General features: G+C 68.0%; 15 protein-coding genes and 1 pseudogene. 7 read left to right on the top strand and 9 right to left on the bottom strand.

Going from position 1 to position 14,888, the window contains the following annotated elements; genetic code table 11:
• Positions 1–282: 282 nt before the first annotated feature.
• Both secA and AC3EO7_RS09690 read left to right on the top strand, forming a co-directional pair.
• Positions 283–3,126, top strand: coding sequence for a preprotein translocase subunit SecA (gene secA / locus AC3EO7_RS09695; RefSeq protein ID WP_435591018.1), 2,844 nt, complete (start codon positions 283–285; stop codon positions 3,124–3,126).
• A 201-nt stretch (positions 3,127–3,327) separates the two neighbouring features.
• A complete protein-coding gene (locus AC3EO7_RS09690) occupies positions 3,328–4,905 on the top strand; it encodes an ATP-binding protein (RefSeq protein ID WP_435591017.1) in 1,578 nt (525 codons plus the stop codon).
• A gap of 60 nt (positions 4,906–4,965) precedes the next feature.
• On the opposite strand, the gene AC3EO7_RS09685 is transcribed toward AC3EO7_RS09690, so the two are convergent.
• Both AC3EO7_RS09685 and AC3EO7_RS09680 read right to left on the bottom strand, forming a co-directional pair.
• Positions 4,966–5,163: a DUF4352 domain-containing protein gene (locus tag AC3EO7_RS09685; protein ID WP_435591016.1), complete on the bottom strand. Its 198-nt coding sequence runs from the start codon at positions 5,161–5,163 to the stop codon at positions 4,966–4,968.
• Positions 5,105–5,287, bottom strand: a pseudogene (locus AC3EO7_RS09680) (hypothetical protein); the annotation flags it as partial. The pseudogene AC3EO7_RS09680 and the gene AC3EO7_RS09685, both read right to left, overlap by 59 nt.
• A gap of 443 nt (positions 5,288–5,730) precedes the next feature.
• Between AC3EO7_RS09680 and AC3EO7_RS09675 the strand changes: the two are divergent.
• The gene (locus tag AC3EO7_RS09675; RefSeq protein WP_435591015.1) at positions 5,731–6,108 is read left to right on the top strand and encodes a YybH family protein; all 378 of its coding nucleotides are present in this window, start codon (positions 5,731–5,733) and stop codon (positions 6,106–6,108) included.
• A 91-nt stretch (positions 6,109–6,199) separates the two neighbouring features.
• Here AC3EO7_RS09675 and AC3EO7_RS09670 read toward each other — a convergent pair whose 3' ends face one another.
• From AC3EO7_RS09670 to AC3EO7_RS09655, 4 genes are all read right to left on the bottom strand, one after another.
• Positions 6,200–6,955, bottom strand: coding sequence for an aminoglycoside adenylyltransferase family protein (locus AC3EO7_RS09670; protein WP_435591014.1), 756 nt, complete (start codon positions 6,953–6,955; stop codon positions 6,200–6,202).
• 43 nt (positions 6,956–6,998) lie between these two features.
• Positions 6,999–8,000: a ribosome small subunit-dependent GTPase A gene (rsgA, locus tag AC3EO7_RS09665; RefSeq protein ID WP_431967996.1), complete on the bottom strand. Its 1,002-nt coding sequence runs from the start codon at positions 7,998–8,000 to the stop codon at positions 6,999–7,001.
• Complete coding sequence (aroA, locus tag AC3EO7_RS09660) at positions 7,997–9,292, bottom strand: 3-phosphoshikimate 1-carboxyvinyltransferase (protein ID WP_435591013.1); 1,296 nt, start codon at positions 9,290–9,292, stop codon at positions 7,997–7,999. The genes rsgA and aroA overlap by 4 nt, the downstream gene beginning before the upstream one ends.
• 120 nt (positions 9,293–9,412) lie before the next feature.
• Positions 9,413–10,921: an aldehyde dehydrogenase family protein gene (locus tag AC3EO7_RS09655; protein WP_435591012.1), complete on the bottom strand. Its 1,509-nt coding sequence runs from the start codon at positions 10,919–10,921 to the stop codon at positions 9,413–9,415.
• A 170-nt stretch (positions 10,922–11,091) separates the two neighbouring features.
• On the opposite strand from AC3EO7_RS09655, the gene AC3EO7_RS09650 reads away from it, so the two are divergent.
• Positions 11,092–11,895 (top strand): SOS response-associated peptidase, encoded by an 804-nt coding sequence (locus AC3EO7_RS09650; protein ID WP_431967841.1) that lies wholly within the window; start codon positions 11,092–11,094, stop codon positions 11,893–11,895.
• A gap of 36 nt (positions 11,896–11,931) precedes the next feature.
• On the opposite strand, the gene AC3EO7_RS09645 is transcribed toward AC3EO7_RS09650, so the two are convergent.
• Positions 11,932–12,318, bottom strand: a complete 387-nt coding sequence (locus tag AC3EO7_RS09645; protein ID WP_435591011.1) for a hypothetical protein — start codon at positions 12,316–12,318, stop codon at positions 11,932–11,934.
• 339 nt (positions 12,319–12,657) lie between these two features.
• Positions 12,658–13,149, bottom strand: coding sequence for a Cys-tRNA(Pro) deacylase (gene ybaK / locus AC3EO7_RS09640; protein ID WP_431967845.1), 492 nt, complete (start codon positions 13,147–13,149; stop codon positions 12,658–12,660).
• Between the two features lie 183 nt (positions 13,150–13,332).
• On the opposite strand from ybaK, the gene AC3EO7_RS09635 reads away from it, so the two are divergent.
• Complete coding sequence (locus tag AC3EO7_RS09635) at positions 13,333–14,097, top strand: sigma-70 family RNA polymerase sigma factor (RefSeq protein WP_488186262.1); 765 nt, start codon at positions 13,333–13,335, stop codon at positions 14,095–14,097.
• A 20-nt stretch (positions 14,098–14,117) separates the two neighbouring features.
• Positions 14,118–14,381 (top strand): mycothiol system anti-sigma-R factor, encoded by a 264-nt coding sequence (gene rsrA / locus AC3EO7_RS09630; RefSeq protein WP_431967999.1) that lies wholly within the window; start codon positions 14,118–14,120, stop codon positions 14,379–14,381.
• A gap of 74 nt (positions 14,382–14,455) precedes the next feature.
• Here the strand turns inward: rsrA and AC3EO7_RS09625 are convergent, their stop codons facing one another.
• Positions 14,456–14,530, bottom strand: coding sequence for a 50S ribosomal protein bL37 (locus tag AC3EO7_RS09625; protein WP_022597109.1), 75 nt, complete (start codon positions 14,528–14,530; stop codon positions 14,456–14,458).
• 134 nt (positions 14,531–14,664) lie between these two features.
• Between AC3EO7_RS09625 and AC3EO7_RS09620 the strand changes: the two genes are divergently transcribed.
• On the top strand, positions 14,665–14,880 hold the full coding sequence (locus tag AC3EO7_RS09620) for a biotin/lipoyl-binding carrier protein (RefSeq protein ID WP_431967847.1): 216 nt from the start codon (positions 14,665–14,667) through the stop codon (positions 14,878–14,880).
• Positions 14,881–14,888 lie beyond the last annotated feature (8 nt).

The following is a 14,888-nucleotide window of genomic DNA, read 5'->3' as shown; positions in this document are numbered from 1 at the left end:
ACGCCACGGCGCTGACCCGCGGATTCGCGCCCGCCGCGGGCGTCGCGCGGACCGCGAGGCGAGTACGGTGAGAAGCGACGCCCCGCGGCCGCCGCGGCGATGGCGCCGAGTACCTGCAGCCGGACGCGGTGCGTTCCGGGCCCCCGCACGTGGCCAGGGCGAACGCGGACGTCGCTAGCATGGTTGCAGCATTACCATGAGGCGTGCTGCGGATTCCGCCGTGCCCGGCGGAAGATGTGGGGGCCGACATTTGACACACCGACCAGAGGACTGACGAGACCCGTGCCTGCGCTGACACTGACGAGGTTGCTACGGATTGGTGAGGGTCGCACCGTCAAGCGGCTCGCTCATCTGGCCGACGAGGTCCTCGCGCTCGAAGCGGAGCACGAGCAGCTCACCGACGGCGAACTGCGCGCGAAGACCGACGAGTTCAAGCAGCGCTACGCCGACGGCGAGAGCCTCGACGACCTGCTGCTCGAGGCGTTCGCGGTGGCTCGCGAGGCGTCCTGGCGGGTGCTCAACCAGAAGCACTACAAGGTCCAGGTGATGGGCGGCGCCGCGCTGCACCTCGGCAACATCTCCGAGATGAAGACCGGTGAGGGCAAGACCCTGACCTGTGTGCTCCCCGCTTACCTCAACGCGCTGTCCGGCGACGGCGTGCACGTCGTCACCGTCAACGACTACCTGGCCAAGCGCGACGCCGAGTGGATGGGCCGCGTGCACCGCTTCCTCGGCCTCGAGGTCGGCGTCATCCTCGGCGGTATGAGCCCGGCCCAGCGCCGCGCCGCGTACAACGCCGACATCACCTACGGCACCAACAACGAGTTCGGCTTCGACTACCTGCGCGACAACATGACGCACTCGCTGGACGACCTGGTCCAGCGCGGGCACAACTTCGCCGTGGTCGACGAGGTCGACTCCATCCTCATCGACGAGGCCCGCACGCCGCTGATCATCTCCGGCCCGGCCGACGCCTCCTCGAAGTGGTACGCCGAGTTCGCGCGCATCGCGCCGCTGCTGAAGAAGGACCTGCACTACGAGGTCGACATCAAGAAGCGCACCATCGGCGTGCACGAGGCGGGCGTGGAGTTCGTCGAGGATCAGCTCGGCATCGACAACCTGTACGAGGCCGCCAACTCGCCGCTGGTCAGCTACCTGAACAACGCGGTCAAGGCCAAGGAGCTCTACCAGCGTGACAAGGACTACATCGTCCGCGACGGCGAGGTCATCATCGTCGACGAGTTCACCGGACGCATCCTGGTCGGCCGCCGCTACAACGAGGGCATGCACCAGGCGATCGAGGCCAAGGAAGGCGTCGAGATCCAGCCGGAGAACCAGACGCTGGCCACCATCACGCTGCAGAACTACTTCCGGCTCTACGACAAGCTCTCCGGCATGACCGGTACCGCCGAGACCGAGGCGGCCGAGCTGCACCAGATCTACGGTCTGGGTGTCGTCCCGATTCCGACGAACAGGCCGATGGTGCGCGCCGATCAGTCGGACCTGATCTACAAGACCGAAGAGTCCAAGTTCGCCGCCGTGGTCGACGACGTCACCGAGCGGCACGAGAAGGGCCAGCCGGTGCTGATCGGCACCACCAGCGTCGAGCGCTCGGAGTACCTGTCCAAGCAGTTCACCAAGCGCGGCATCCCGCACAACGTGCTGAACGCGAAGTTCCACGAGAAGGAAGCCGAGATCATCGCCGAGGCCGGTCGGCCCGGCGCGGTCACCGTCGCCACCAACATGGCGGGCCGCGGTACCGACATCGTGCTCGGCGGCAACCCGGACATCATCGCCGACATCCTGCTGCGCAAGCAGGGCTTGGACCCGGTCGACACGCAGGAGGAGTACGAGTCCGCCTGGCATCCGACCCTGGAGCAGGTCAAGCAGCAGACCGAGGAGGACGCCGAGGCGGTCCGCGACGCGGGTGGTCTGTACGTGCTCGGCACCGAGCGCCACGAGTCCCGGCGTATCGACAACCAGCTGCGCGGTCGCTCCGGCCGTCAGGGCGACCCGGGCGAGTCCCGCTTCTACCTGTCGCTGGGTGACGAGCTGATGCGGCGCTTCAACGGCGCGGCGCTCGAGGCGATCATGACGCGGCTCAACCTGCCCGACGACGTGCCGATCGAGGCCAAGATGGTCTCCAAGGCGATCAAGAGCGCGCAGACCCAGGTCGAGCAGCAGAACTTCGAGATCCGCAAGAACGTCCTCAAGTACGACGAGGTGATGAACCAGCAGCGCACCGTTATCTACGGCGAGCGCAACCAGATCCTGCGCGGGGAGGACATGGAGGGCCAGGTCCAGAACATGATCACCGACGTGATCTCCGCCTACGTGGACGGCGCCACCGCCGAGGGCTACGTGGAGGACTGGGATCTGGACAAGCTGTGGACCGCGCTGAGGACCCTCTACCCGGTCGGCGTCGACTACAAGGAGCTGACCGGTGAGACCGGCGTCGGCGAGGCGGGCGACCTGACTCGCGACGAGCTGCTCGACGCCCTCCTCGACGACGCGCACGACGCGTACGACAAGCGCGAGCAGGAGATCGACGGCCTGGCCGGCGAGGGTTCCATGCGCAATCTCGAACGGCAGGTGCTGCTTTCGGTGCTGGACCGCAAGTGGCGCGAGCACCTCTACGAGATGGACTACCTCAAGGAGGGCATCGGCCTGCGCGCCATGGCGCAGCGGGATCCGCTGGTCGAGTACCAGCGCGAGGGCTTCGACATGTTCTCGGCGATGCTCGACGGCCTGAAGGAGGAGTCGGTCGGCTTCCTGTTCAACCTTCAGGTCGAGGTGCAGCAGCCGCAGCCCGCGGGCGTCGCCGTCGACCCCGGCCTGCGCTCCCCGGTCGGCGCCATGTCCGGCGCCCCCGCCCCGCTCCCGACCGAGGAAGCCCCCGCCGCCAACGGCGCCCCGGCCGCCTTGCGCGCCAAGGGCATCGACGAGCGCACCACCCGCGGCTTCAGCTACTCGGGCCCGGACGAGCGCGGCGGCGCGGAAGTCCACAGCGACGCCGAGGAGTACGGCTCCGAAGCCGGCGCCCACTCCACTCGTCGCGAACGCCGCGAAGCGGCCCGCGCCGAAAGCAAGGGCAAGCGCGCTCCGAAGTCGCGTCGTCGGCACTGAGCGACCCGAACACCGAAGGCGCCCCGGGGTTTCCCGGGGCGCCTTCGCCCGTTTTCCGGCTCGACCTTGCTCATTCGATTCGGATTCTCGTAATCGGAGAGGCACTGCCTTCGGTGCCGTTCGTCAGGGCTCGCAAGTAGTGTGTGCTGGTCGAACCCGCGAGTGAGGTGACTCCAGCGGCCAGGAGGGGAAGGACTTGCATTGCGGTACTTCAACACCACGGGGCCCTGCGACCCGAAACGGCATTACATGCTCCCCGCCGCCGAGCGGCTGCCCGATGCTCGCCGGTTCATCGACCGTGGGCAGTACTTCGTCCTGCACGCGCCGCGACAGTCCGGGAAGACGACCAGTCTGGCGGAACTGGCGCGGGAGTTGACCGAAGAGGGGGAGTACCTTGCGTTGCGCTTTTCTTGCGAGTCTGCCGAACCCTTCGGTGATGACGTCGACGTCGTAGAGCAAGTCCTGCTGGATGTGATAAGCAAACGGGCCATGGCGCGTGGGTTCGCTCCCGAGTTGTTACCCCCCGACCCGTGGCCAGAGGCCAAGCTGGGCAACCGCCTCACCGTCGCACTCACCGCGTGGACCGTCCGTTGTCCTCGGCCGCTGGTTTTGTTCTTCGACGAGATCGACGCAATCCGGGGCGAGAGCCTGCGCAGCGTGCTAAGGCAGCTGCGGGACGGCTACACCGATGAACGGGACGAATTCGTGCATGCGGTCGTGCTGTGCGGGCTGCGCGACGTCCGAGACTACAAGGTGGCTTCCGGAGGCGACCCGTCGCGACTCGGATCCGCCAGCCCATTCAACATCAAGGTCGAATCGGTGCGCATCGGCGACTTCACCCATGCCGAGGTGGCCGAGCTGTATGAGCAGCACACCGAGGAAACCGGGCAGAAGTTCACCGCCCGCGCAGTCGATCTCGCCTACTACTACACCCAAGGTCAGCCCTGGCTCGTCAACGCCATTGCGGCCGAGGTCATCGACAAGATGCGGGTGCGAACCACGATCACCGACGACCACATCGACGAAGCCAAGGAGCGGTTGATCGTCGCGCGTGCCACCCACCTGGATTCGCTGGTCTCGAAACTGGGTGAGGACCGTGTGCGGATGGTCATCGAACCGCTGATCGCGGGCACGTTGCTGGATGCGGATCTCACCTTCAACGATGCCGTCTCCTACGTCCGGGATCTCGGCCTCATCGCAGACGATCGACCGGTCCGCGTCGCCAACCCGATCTACAAGGAAGTCATCCTCCGGGTGCTGGGATCGGCGATCGAGAACAACGTGCTCCTCGAGCCGAGCAGCTTCCGGATGCCGGACGGCCGCCTCGACTTCCCCCGCCTGCTCACCGAATTCGCCGCGTTCTGGAAACTGAACGGTGAGGTCCTCGCTGCCCAACAGGGCTACCACGAAGCGGCCGCGCAGCTGGTGATGATGGCGTTTCTGCACCGAATCGTCAACGGCGGCGGCTACATCGACCGGGAATACGGAGTCGGCCGCGGACGTATCGATCTGCTCGTCCGCCAGCCCTATACAGACGCGGACGGCCGCCGGGCGTGGCAGCGCGAGGCGTTGGAGCTGAAAGTCTGGCGGGACAGGGAAACCGATCCACTCGCCGTCGGCCTCGGCCAGCTCGACGGGTACCTGGACCGTTTCGAATTGAGCACCGGAGTACTGGTGATCTTCGACCGCCGCTCCGCAGCCGAGCCGATCGATCGTCGCACCGTGTTCTCCGAGGCGACAACACCCGCCGGCCGAACGGTCACCGTCTTGCGCGCCTGAACTTGCCAGAACCGAAGGCGCCCAGAGGTTTCCCGGGGCGCCTTCGTCGTCTTCAGTCGATCACCCCAGTGCGACTCGGGCGCCGCCGGAGAAAGCCGAGTCGTGGAATTCGATGGCGGCCGGGACGGTGCCTTTCGGGACGTCGAAGGCGAGGATCACCGAGATCTTGTTGCCGGGGTTGATCTCCGCCGCCAGATCTTTATCGAGGTTCAGCTCGGCCGCGGTGTCGTTGGTGTACAGGCGTCCTTGGTCGTCCACCAGTTTTCTGGTTGTCGCCGAAGTAGGTCTGCGGTTTGTCGGCCGTGTTGGTGACGTCGACGTACACCAGGATGTATTCGCCCTGAGCCTCCTTCTTCAGGAACTCGTTGTCACCGACCGAGGCGACGGGCGGATCGACGCGGGTGACGACGAAACCGAACTTCCCGTCGCGAACCTCCGAACCCGCAGGCGCGGCAGAGGTCCGCTTCTCCGTGCTCTCGGCCATCTCGTCGGCCGCGCTGCTCAACAGCGCGACGTAACCGCCGAAGGTGATACTCCGGCGGGCATCCTCACCACGGCCCGGACACGCCGTTGGAGGGTGGCGTCGGCCCCGCTGCCAGCGGGGGAAACCGGGCGGTACGCCAGTGCACGGCCCGTCCGATTCGGAGTACGCGCCGTATCGAGATCGCACGACGAGAGGCGTCCGGGTCTTTCCGGGCACCTGAGTGTTTCGTTGTCGAGCGACCGACGCGAAAATGTGGGTCAGATTGGGCGGTCCAGTTGATCGGGGATAGGCCGAAGCGAATATTCGGCGCTTTCGCCCGCTGCGGGAGTACCGTCTGCGGCATGGATCGCGATACGGTTCGCGCATGGGTGGCGGGCTATGAACGGGCTTGGCGCACATCGGGCACCGACGCGCTCGCTGAGCTGTTCGCCGCCGACACCCACTATGTGGTGTCTCCCTGGGCGGAGCCGATTGTCGGCCGCGCGGCGCTGGCCGAGTTCTGGGAAGCAGGCCGGGACGGAGCGGACGAGCTGTTCGCGATGACCTTCGACCTCGTCGCGGTGGACGGCGACACGGCCGTGGTCCGTGTGCAGGTCGAATACGAGCGGGACGATCCCGCGCGCTGGCGTGACCTGTGGGTCATCCGCTTGGACGATTCCGGCCGCTGCGTCCACTTCGAGGAGTGGCCGTTCGCGCCGGGGCAGCCGGACGGTCAGTGACCACGGCGTCGTGCGGCGTTCGATCCGAACGCTCCGACAAGCGCGCGAACTGCCCGCCCCGACGGCGACGTGCTCGGCGCTTATACGCGATTCACGCGCTGTACTGAAGTATTTCGCTGACGAGCGCGGACGCGGTGTCGTGCGCCTGCGGTAGTCGGTCGACCCACACGTCCTCGGCGTCCCCAACGTAGACCGCGCGGGCGTGCGCGAGCGCCGGCCGGTGTTCGGTGGGGAGCCGGTCGAGGGCCCAGCTCGCGGCCTCGGATTTGGCGCGAATCTCGCCCGTTTCCAATGTCATCCAGACACGGGCCAGGCGGAGCAGCACGTTGCGGGTGTCGCTGTCGAGTTCGGCGAGCAGGTCGGTGACGCCGTCGAGCAGCACGCCGCGCAGATGCTCCGGCGGGACGGGGTCGAGGAGCTCCGCGGGCGGCGGGCCGAGCAGCGGCGAGTCGGCCTGGAGGGTCATCGTGATCAGGACGGCGAGGTCGGGATCCGGTGCGGCGGTGGGCAGCATGCCCCGTTCGTAGTCGTCGCGCAGCCATTCGCCGTACTGGAAATCGAGGGTCGGCGGGTACTGCCACGGCCGCACATCGGCCTGGGCGACCGTGCTGAGCTCGATCGGTCGCCCCGCGCCGGGGACGCGCGGATCGCCGGAAACGGTCAGTAGTCCGTCCATCAGCGCGCGGCGTCGCGCACTGTCCAGACGCCCGTCGGTGACGACGAGAACGTCGATGTCGCTGTGCGGCCGCAACCCGCCGAGCGCGGCCGAACCGTGGCGGTAGGCGCCGAGCAGCAAGGGCCCGAGCGTGGTGCGGAGCAGGTCGGCGACGGCGGCTTCCTGGGTCACCCGGTCCACCCTACTGCCGTAGGGCGCGTCAGCGGGGGAAGCGCTACCAGGGCTCGTTGGAGTTCAACGCCACCAGCAACCGCCGGATGGCGGCCACCCGCCGCTCCTTGTCGGGCAGCGTGTCCAGCGCGCACTCGGGATCCGCGGGCGGCCCGAGGTGGGTGCAGCCGCGCGGGCAGTCCTCGATCGCCTCGGCGAGATCGCTGAACGCCAGGATGACGTCGTCCGGGGTGATGTGGGCGAGGCCGAAGGAGCGCACGCCGGGTGTGTCGATCACCCAGCCGCCGCCGGGCAGCGGCAGCGCGATGGACTGAGTGGAGGTGTGCTTGCCTTTGCCGACGCCGGAGACCTCGCCGACCGCCCGATCGGCGTCCGGCACAAGGCGATTCACCAGGGTCGACTTGCCGACGCCGGAGTGCCCGATGAACGCGGTGAGGTGGTCGGTCAGCAGGCCGAGGACCGGATCGAGTGGATCGTCGATGCCGCCGTAGACGATCGTGAGATCGAGATCGTCGAAGGCCGAGGCGAATTCGGAGTCGGCGGCCAGATCGTGCTTGGTGAGGCACAGCACCGGACGCAGCCCGCCGACGTAGGCGGCGACCATGCACCGCTCCACGAAACCGGTGCGCGGCGGCGGGTCGGCCAGCGCCACCACGATGAACAGCTTTTCGGCGTTGCCGACCACGATCCGCTCGAACGGGTCGGTGTCGTCGGCGGTGCGGCGCAACACCGTCCCGCGTTCGCCGACGCGCACGATGCGGGCCAGGGTGTCGGGTTTGCCGGACAGATCGCCCACGACGTCCACCTGGTCGCCGACCACGATCGGGGTGCGGCCGAGCTCACGCGCCCGCATGGCCACGATCCTGCGTTCGGGGTCGCCGCCCAGCACGCAGCCCCAGCGCCCGCGGTCGACGGAAACCACCATCGCGGCCTCGGCGTCGTTGTGCTGCGGGCGAGTCTTGGTGCGGGGACGCGAACTTCGGCCGGGACGAACCCGCACATCGGATTCGTCGTAGCCCGCGGCGGAGCGTCGTGGCCGGCTCAGTGCGCAGCTCCGTCGTTCAGCATCCGCTCCCACAGCGCGACGAAATTCGGCAGTGTCTTGGCGGTGGTGCCGATGTCCTCGATCTCCACGCCGGGCACCTTCAGGCCGAGGATCGCGCCCGCGGTGGCCATCCGGTGGTCGGCGTAGGAGTGCCAGGCGCCGCCGTGCAGTGGTGCGGGCACGATCTCGAGCCCGTCCTCGGTCTCGGTGACCTTGCCACCGAGACGGTTGATCTCGGTGGCCAGCGCCGCCAGCCGGTCGGTCTCGTGCCCGCGCAGGTGCGCGATGCCGCGCAGCCAGGACGGGGAGTCGGCCAGCACGGCCAATGCGGCGACGGTCGGGGTCAGCTCGCCGACGTCGTGCAGGTCGATGTCGATGCCCGCCAGGCGTTCCGGCCCGCGCACGGTGAGCACACCGTCGAAGACCCTGGCCTCCGCGCCCATGCGCACCAGGATCTCGCGGATCACGTCGCCGGGCTGGGTGGTGAGGCGTGGCCAGTGCGGAATCCGCACCTCGCCGCCGGTGACCGCCGCCGCGGCCAGGAACGGCGTGGCGTTGGACAGGTCGGGTTCCACGTCCCAGTCGACGGCGCGGACAGGACCGGGCTCGACGACCCAGGTCTGCGCCTTGCGGCTGTCGGCGGGCGCCTGCACCCGAACATCGGCGCGCCGCAGCATTTCCACCGTCATCTCGATGTGCGGCATGGACGGCAGCGCTTTGCCGTCGTGATGCACGGTCAGGCCCTCGTCGAAGCGGGCGGCGGAGAGCAGCAGTCCGGAGACGAACTGCGAGGATCCGGAGGCGTCGATGGTGACCGGCCCGCCGCGCAGTGCGCCCTTGCCGTGCACGGTGAACGGCAGCGCGTCGCCGTCGATGTCGGCGCCGAGCCCGCGCAGCGCGTCCAGAATGGTGCGCAGCGGCCGCACCCGAGCCTGGGCGTCGCCGTCGAAGGCCACATCGCCGACCGCAAGCGCCGCCACCGGCGGCAGGAACCGCATCACGGTGCCCGCGAGGCCGCAATCGACCGCGCCGCCGCCGAGCGTCGCTGGGGTGACGCGCAGCGTCTCGGCGTCACCCGCGATGTCCGTGCCCAGCGCGCGCAGCGCGGCGATCATGAGATCGGTGTCGCGGCTGCGCAGCGCCCCCGTGATCGTGGAGGGTCCGTCGGCGAGTGCCGCGAGGATCAGTGCGCGATTGGTGATCGATTTGGATCCGGGCAGGGTGACGGTCGCGTGTACCGGGACATCGACGTGGGGCGCTGGCCAGAAAGTCACCAGTCCATCTTGGCCCATCGGGTGATCGGACACACCGGCGGTCGTGAACTGCGGCCGAATCGGTGCCGGGAGGACAGGCACGCGGGTATGCGCGAACCAGCCGTCCGCTGCGGCCGGTTCGCGCATACCCGGCGTTGTCTACTTTTGCCTGCCGTGCAGGAACGGAACCAGCTTGCGCAGCAGCTTCATGGTCGAATCGGTGCGGGTGTAGCTGAGCAGCGCCATACCGGGAACCGTGAAGCGCTGCACCGCGATCGAATGCGGCCGGACGAACTCGCGCAGGCCCGGTTCGCCGTGGATGCGGCCGATGCCGGAGTCGGCGACCCCGCCGAACGGCAGACCGGGGATGGCGGCGAAGGCGAGCACCGAATTCACCGAGGTGGCGCCGACGCGCAACCGGCGCGCGATGTCCAGGCCGTTCTTCTTCGAGTACACCGCCGAGGACAGGCCGTACTTGGACTTGTTGGCCAGTTCCACGGCCTCGTCGACGCCGTCGACGGTGCGGATGGTGACGGTCGGCCCGAAGGTCTCCTCGGCCACCGCCTCGGAGTCCTCGTCGACGTCGACGAGGACGACCGGCTCGATGAACGGACCCTTGATCGACTCGGGCCCGCCGAGCACCGCGGTGCCGCCCTTCTTCAGCGCGTCCTCGATGTGACGGCGCACGATATCGATCTGGCTCGGCATGGTCATCGGGCCGTAGGCCGCCTTGTCGTCCGAGCCGGGCTTGATATCGGAGAGGATCCGCTTGACCTCGGCGACGAATTCCTCGCGCACCGAGCGGTCCACGTACACCCGCTCCACGCCCGCGCAGGTCTGGCCGCTGTTGGCGGTGGCGCCCCAGGCCACCGCGTCGGCCGCGGCCTTGACGTCCGCGTCGCCCGCCACGATCACCGCGTCCTTGCCGCCACACTCCAGCAGGACCGGGGTGAGGTTCTCGGCGGCCGCGGCCATGATGCGCTTACCGGTCGCGGTGGAACCGGTGAAGGCGATCTTGTCGACGCCGGACTTCACCAGCGCCGCGCCGGTAGCGCCGTAACCGTTGATGGTCTCGAAGACGCCCTCGGGCAGTTCGGGGTTGGCCTTCTTGAACGCCTCGGCGAGGAAATTGCCGATGCCCGTGGAGAATTCGCTCGGCTTGAACACCACGGTGTTGCCAGCGGCCAGGGCGTAGGCGATGGAGCCGTTCGGGGTGTAGACGGGGTAGTTCCACGGTCCGATCACGCCGATGACGCCGAGCGGGCGCTGCTCGAGACGGGCGGCGAAGTTCGACATCAGCACACCGGGGGAGACCTTCTTCGGCGACAGCAGCTTCTTGGCGTTCTTGGCCGCCCAGGCGATGTGCTCGAGCGCGAGCATCAGCTCCAGGAACGCGTCGTCGAGCGGCTTGCCGTTCTCCTTGTGAATCAGCGCGGTGAATTCCTCGGAGTCGGCGACCAAGCGGCTCGACCAGCGCAGCAGATGCTTGCGGCGTTCGTCGAAGCTCAGCGCGCCCCAGGTGGTGGCGGCGGCACGGGCCTTGGCGACGGCCGCGCGCACCGCGTCCTCGTCGGCGATGGGATAGGTGGCGATGACCTCGCCCGTGGCCGGGTCGACAGACTTCAGCAGTGTGTCGGGTGTGGCGGGGGTGGTCTCGGTGGTTGTCACGTGGGCTCTCCTCTTGCCTCTACGGTGGCCGGTCGGTGCGCGTGCCGGAGCGGATGGGTGTGATGGCCGTCCCATCCGTTGAGAGAATGCTAGGTCAAAACTCTCACCAGGTCACCACTCGGTATCGATTGTCCCCGAGCTTGTCGGTGTGGGGTGGGAGTATCGGAGATATGTGCGGACGATACGCGACGACGACGAACCCGGGCAGGCTCGCGGTCGAGCTGGACGCGATCGACGAGACCGGCAGCGAAAACGATTCGCGCGGAGGCGGTTTCGAGAACTACAACGTGGCGCCGACGAACCGGGTGCTGACCGTGGTGGAGCGGCACGACCACGACCACCCGGACGACGATCCGACGCTGCGCATCCGGCGCATGCGCTGGGGACTGATCCCGACCTGGACGAAGGCATCCGAGCCCGGTGTCCCGGCCAAGGGCAAACCGCTGTTCAACGCCCGCGCGGACAAGGCGACCACCACCGCCTCGTTCCGCGACGCCGTGAAATACCGGCGCTGCCTGGTGCCGATGGACGGCTGGTACGAGTGGCTGACCGAACCGGACCCGATCGGCGGCGCGAAAGGCAAGGCCGTCAAGCACCCGTACTTCATGGCCAACGCGGACGGCTCCCTGCTGTACATGGCCGGGCTGTGGTCGGTGTGGCGGGACCGCTCGGTGCGCGACAGCGAGCCGCTGCTGTCCTGCACCATCCTGACCACCGACGCGGTCGGCGACCTGACCCGCATCCACGACCGGATGCCGCTGCCGATGCCGCGCGAGCACTGGGATGCCTGGCTGGACCCGGACCACCCGGCCCCGGCGGAGCTGCTCGAGACGCCGAGCGTGGACGCGGTGGCGGGCATCGTCGCGCGACCGGTGTCGCCGCTGGTGAACAGCGTGAAGAACAACGGCCCCGAACTACTCGCCGAGGTGTCGGGAGGCGGCGGAGAGAAAGCCGGGCAGATCAGCCTCTTGTGATCGCCCGGCCGTCGCGCTATCGGCGGTTCGCGTAGCTCACAGCTTGCATTTCACCGCGTCGGTGGCGATGTTGAGCCCGCACTTGATGATGTTCGCCATCAGATCGATGATCGCGGAGGTGACGCCCCCGCCGTTCTTCTCGGCCTTGTCCGACTGCTCGTTCTGCTCCTCGTCCAGGCCGGACTTCTTGTCGGACTTGCCGTCGGACTTGTTGTCGGACTTCCCACCGGACAGCCCGGCGAAGGGATCGTCGTCGGACTCGTCATCGGCCAGCCCGTCGAACGGGCCCTCGACCTGAGTCGCGGACGGGCCGCCCGGCGCGGCGGCGGCCTCGGGCGCCTGCAACGCGGCGGAGCCGACGGTCAGCAGGGCGGCTCCGGAGAGGGCGACGATCGCGGTGCGCAGACGGTAGTGCTGGGACATTTCGCATCACATCCTCGGGTCGGACGAATCGGACCTTGTTCGGTAACGCAGCTATCGGCGACGTGGAACGGGTGACGCACAGATCAGTAACGCACAGAAGAGGCGGCGCGCCCGCCGGTTTCACGGCGTTGCCGCCCGAGGCGTTACACAAGCAATTCGACGCCGCCAGCGCGCCGGTTGGGCCGTCCTTCTCGCCGATACGGTCCGTTCTCGCCCGCTCGTCGCAATCCCGGAGGCGGAGCCCACCGGCCCGATCGTTCAGGCCGTGATGGATGCGCTCTGTTCGTGCGCTCGACGCGTCCCGGGGCCCTGCCAACAGGAGCCGACCGGGCGCTCCGCTCAGGCCGTGATGGGCGCGGTGACCGCTGACGCGGCGCGGACGAGGTCGGCGGGTGCGAGCTCGATCTCCAGCCCACGCTTGCCCGCGCTGCACAGCACGCGGTCCCAGCTCAGCGCCGAGTCATCGATCACGGTCGGCAACTGCTTGCGCTGCCCGAGCGGGGAGATGCCGCCGAGCACGTAGCCCGTGGTGCGTTCGGCCTTGGTCTTGTCGGCCATGGCTGCCTTCGGTGCACCAAGCGCCGCGGCGGCGGCCTTGAGCGAGAGGGTGTTCGGCACCGGAAGCACCGCGACGGCGAGCACACCCGTCGACAATTCGATGATCAGGGTCTTGAAGACCTGCGCCGCGGTCACGCCGAGCTCGGCGGCCAACGCGTCGACGGCCTCGGCGCCGTAGGAGTCGGCGCGCGGATCGTGGGCGTAGGAGTGCACGCGGTGCGCGATGCTCGCCTTGGCCAGGGTGCGGATCGCGGGGGTCGAGGCGCCTGCCATGGGCGACAGATTAACGGCGCTCGGCGCCCTCGCCGCAACTCGTTTTCCCGGGCGGTGGCCGCGCGGGAAACCACGGCGCGCCGGATGCGGGAACACAGCGTGAGTCGGGCATGTTGCATGCGATACAGGCGCGGCGGACCGCCGTCGCGCCGGACGAACAGTACGAGGGACGACGTGAAGGAGATGTCGGTGTCCGTTCTGCTCGACGAACGTCCGGTGTGGACCGTCGCGTCGCCGACGAAAGCCGGGTTCCCCTCCGATCTGGACTTGCCGGTAGATTTGGCAGGTACAGCTATCGAAGGGACAGGTGTGACGAGCGACGAAGGCGTGGTGCACGACGACGGCGAGGTCGGCACCGCGGTCGATGATGCCGAGCTGGCGCAGCGTTTCGAGCGGGACGCGCTCCCGCTGCTCGACCAGCTCTACGGCGCGGCGCTGCGTATGACCAGGAACCCGGCCGACGCCGAGGACCTCGTGCAGGAGACCTACGTCAAGGCGTTCCAGGGGTTCAAGTCCTTCAAGGAAGGCACCAACCTCCGCGCCTGGCTGTACCGGATCCTGACGAACACCTACATCAACTCCTACCGCAAGAAGCAGCGCCAGCCCGCGCAGTACCCGACCGACGAGATCACCGACTGGCAGCTGGCCGCCACCGCGGAGCACAGCTCGACCGGCCTGCGCTCGGCCGAGGTCGAGGCGCTCGACGCCCTGCCGGACGACGACATCAAGGCCGCGCTGCAGGAACTGCCGGAAGAGTTTCGTATGGCGGTGTACTACGCGGACGTCGAAGGCTTCCCGTACAAGGAAATCGCCGACATCATGGGCACTCCCATCGGTACGGTGATGTCCCGGCTGCACCGCGGCCGCAAGCAACTGAAGGGTTTGCTCGCCGACGTGGCGCGCGAACGGGGGTTCAACCGCAGCGAGCGCCAGGAGGTCAAGCAGTGAGTGTGGAGCGGGACCCCGACATGGAGCTCGACTGCACGGCGGTACTAGCCGACGTCTGGCTCATACTGGACGGTGAATGCGACGACGCGACCCGCGCTCGTCTGCAGCATCACATGGATCACTGCTCGCCGTGCATCGAGGCGTACGGCATCGAGGAGAAGATCAAGAGTCTGCTCAGCCGCAAGTGCGGCGGCGACAAGGCGCCGGACTCGTTGCGCGACCGGCTGACTCTGGAGATCCACAAGTCGATCACGGTGATCAGGTCCGACACCACCGAGGCCTGACCACCCGAAAACGACCGAGCGGCACGCTCTTCCCCATGGGGAGCGTGCCGCTCGGTCGTTTCGTGCGCTACAGCTCAGGCGTTGGGCCGCTTGCCGTGGTTGGCCGCGTTTCCCTTGCGGCTGCGCTTCTTACGTCCGCGCTTACCCATAGGTAGTCTCCCTTCTGATTGAAGGTCATTCTTTCACGTGTGGTTGGCTGTACCTTCAGCGGATACAGGCGCGGTGCGGCGTCGCCGTCGGAGGTCCGGCGGAGCCGCCCGATCAACCGAGTGAATGAGGTGTCATGGCTGAGGAAGTGCGCGCGGAGATGGTGTCCACGGTCCTTACCGTCGAGGTGGCTGTGGGCGATCACGTCGAGGTCGACCAGACGCTGATCCTGCTGGAGTCGATGAAGATGGAGATCCCGGTCATCACCGAGAACGGCGGCGAGGTCACCTCCATCGCGGTGAAGCCGGGCCAGGTCCTACAGCAGGGCGATCTCATCGCCGTCGTCTCCTAGCGCGAAGC

Source organism: Nocardia sp. bgisy118, from assembly GCF_057708605.1.
This window is presented reverse-complemented; position numbering and strand designations above follow the sequence as displayed.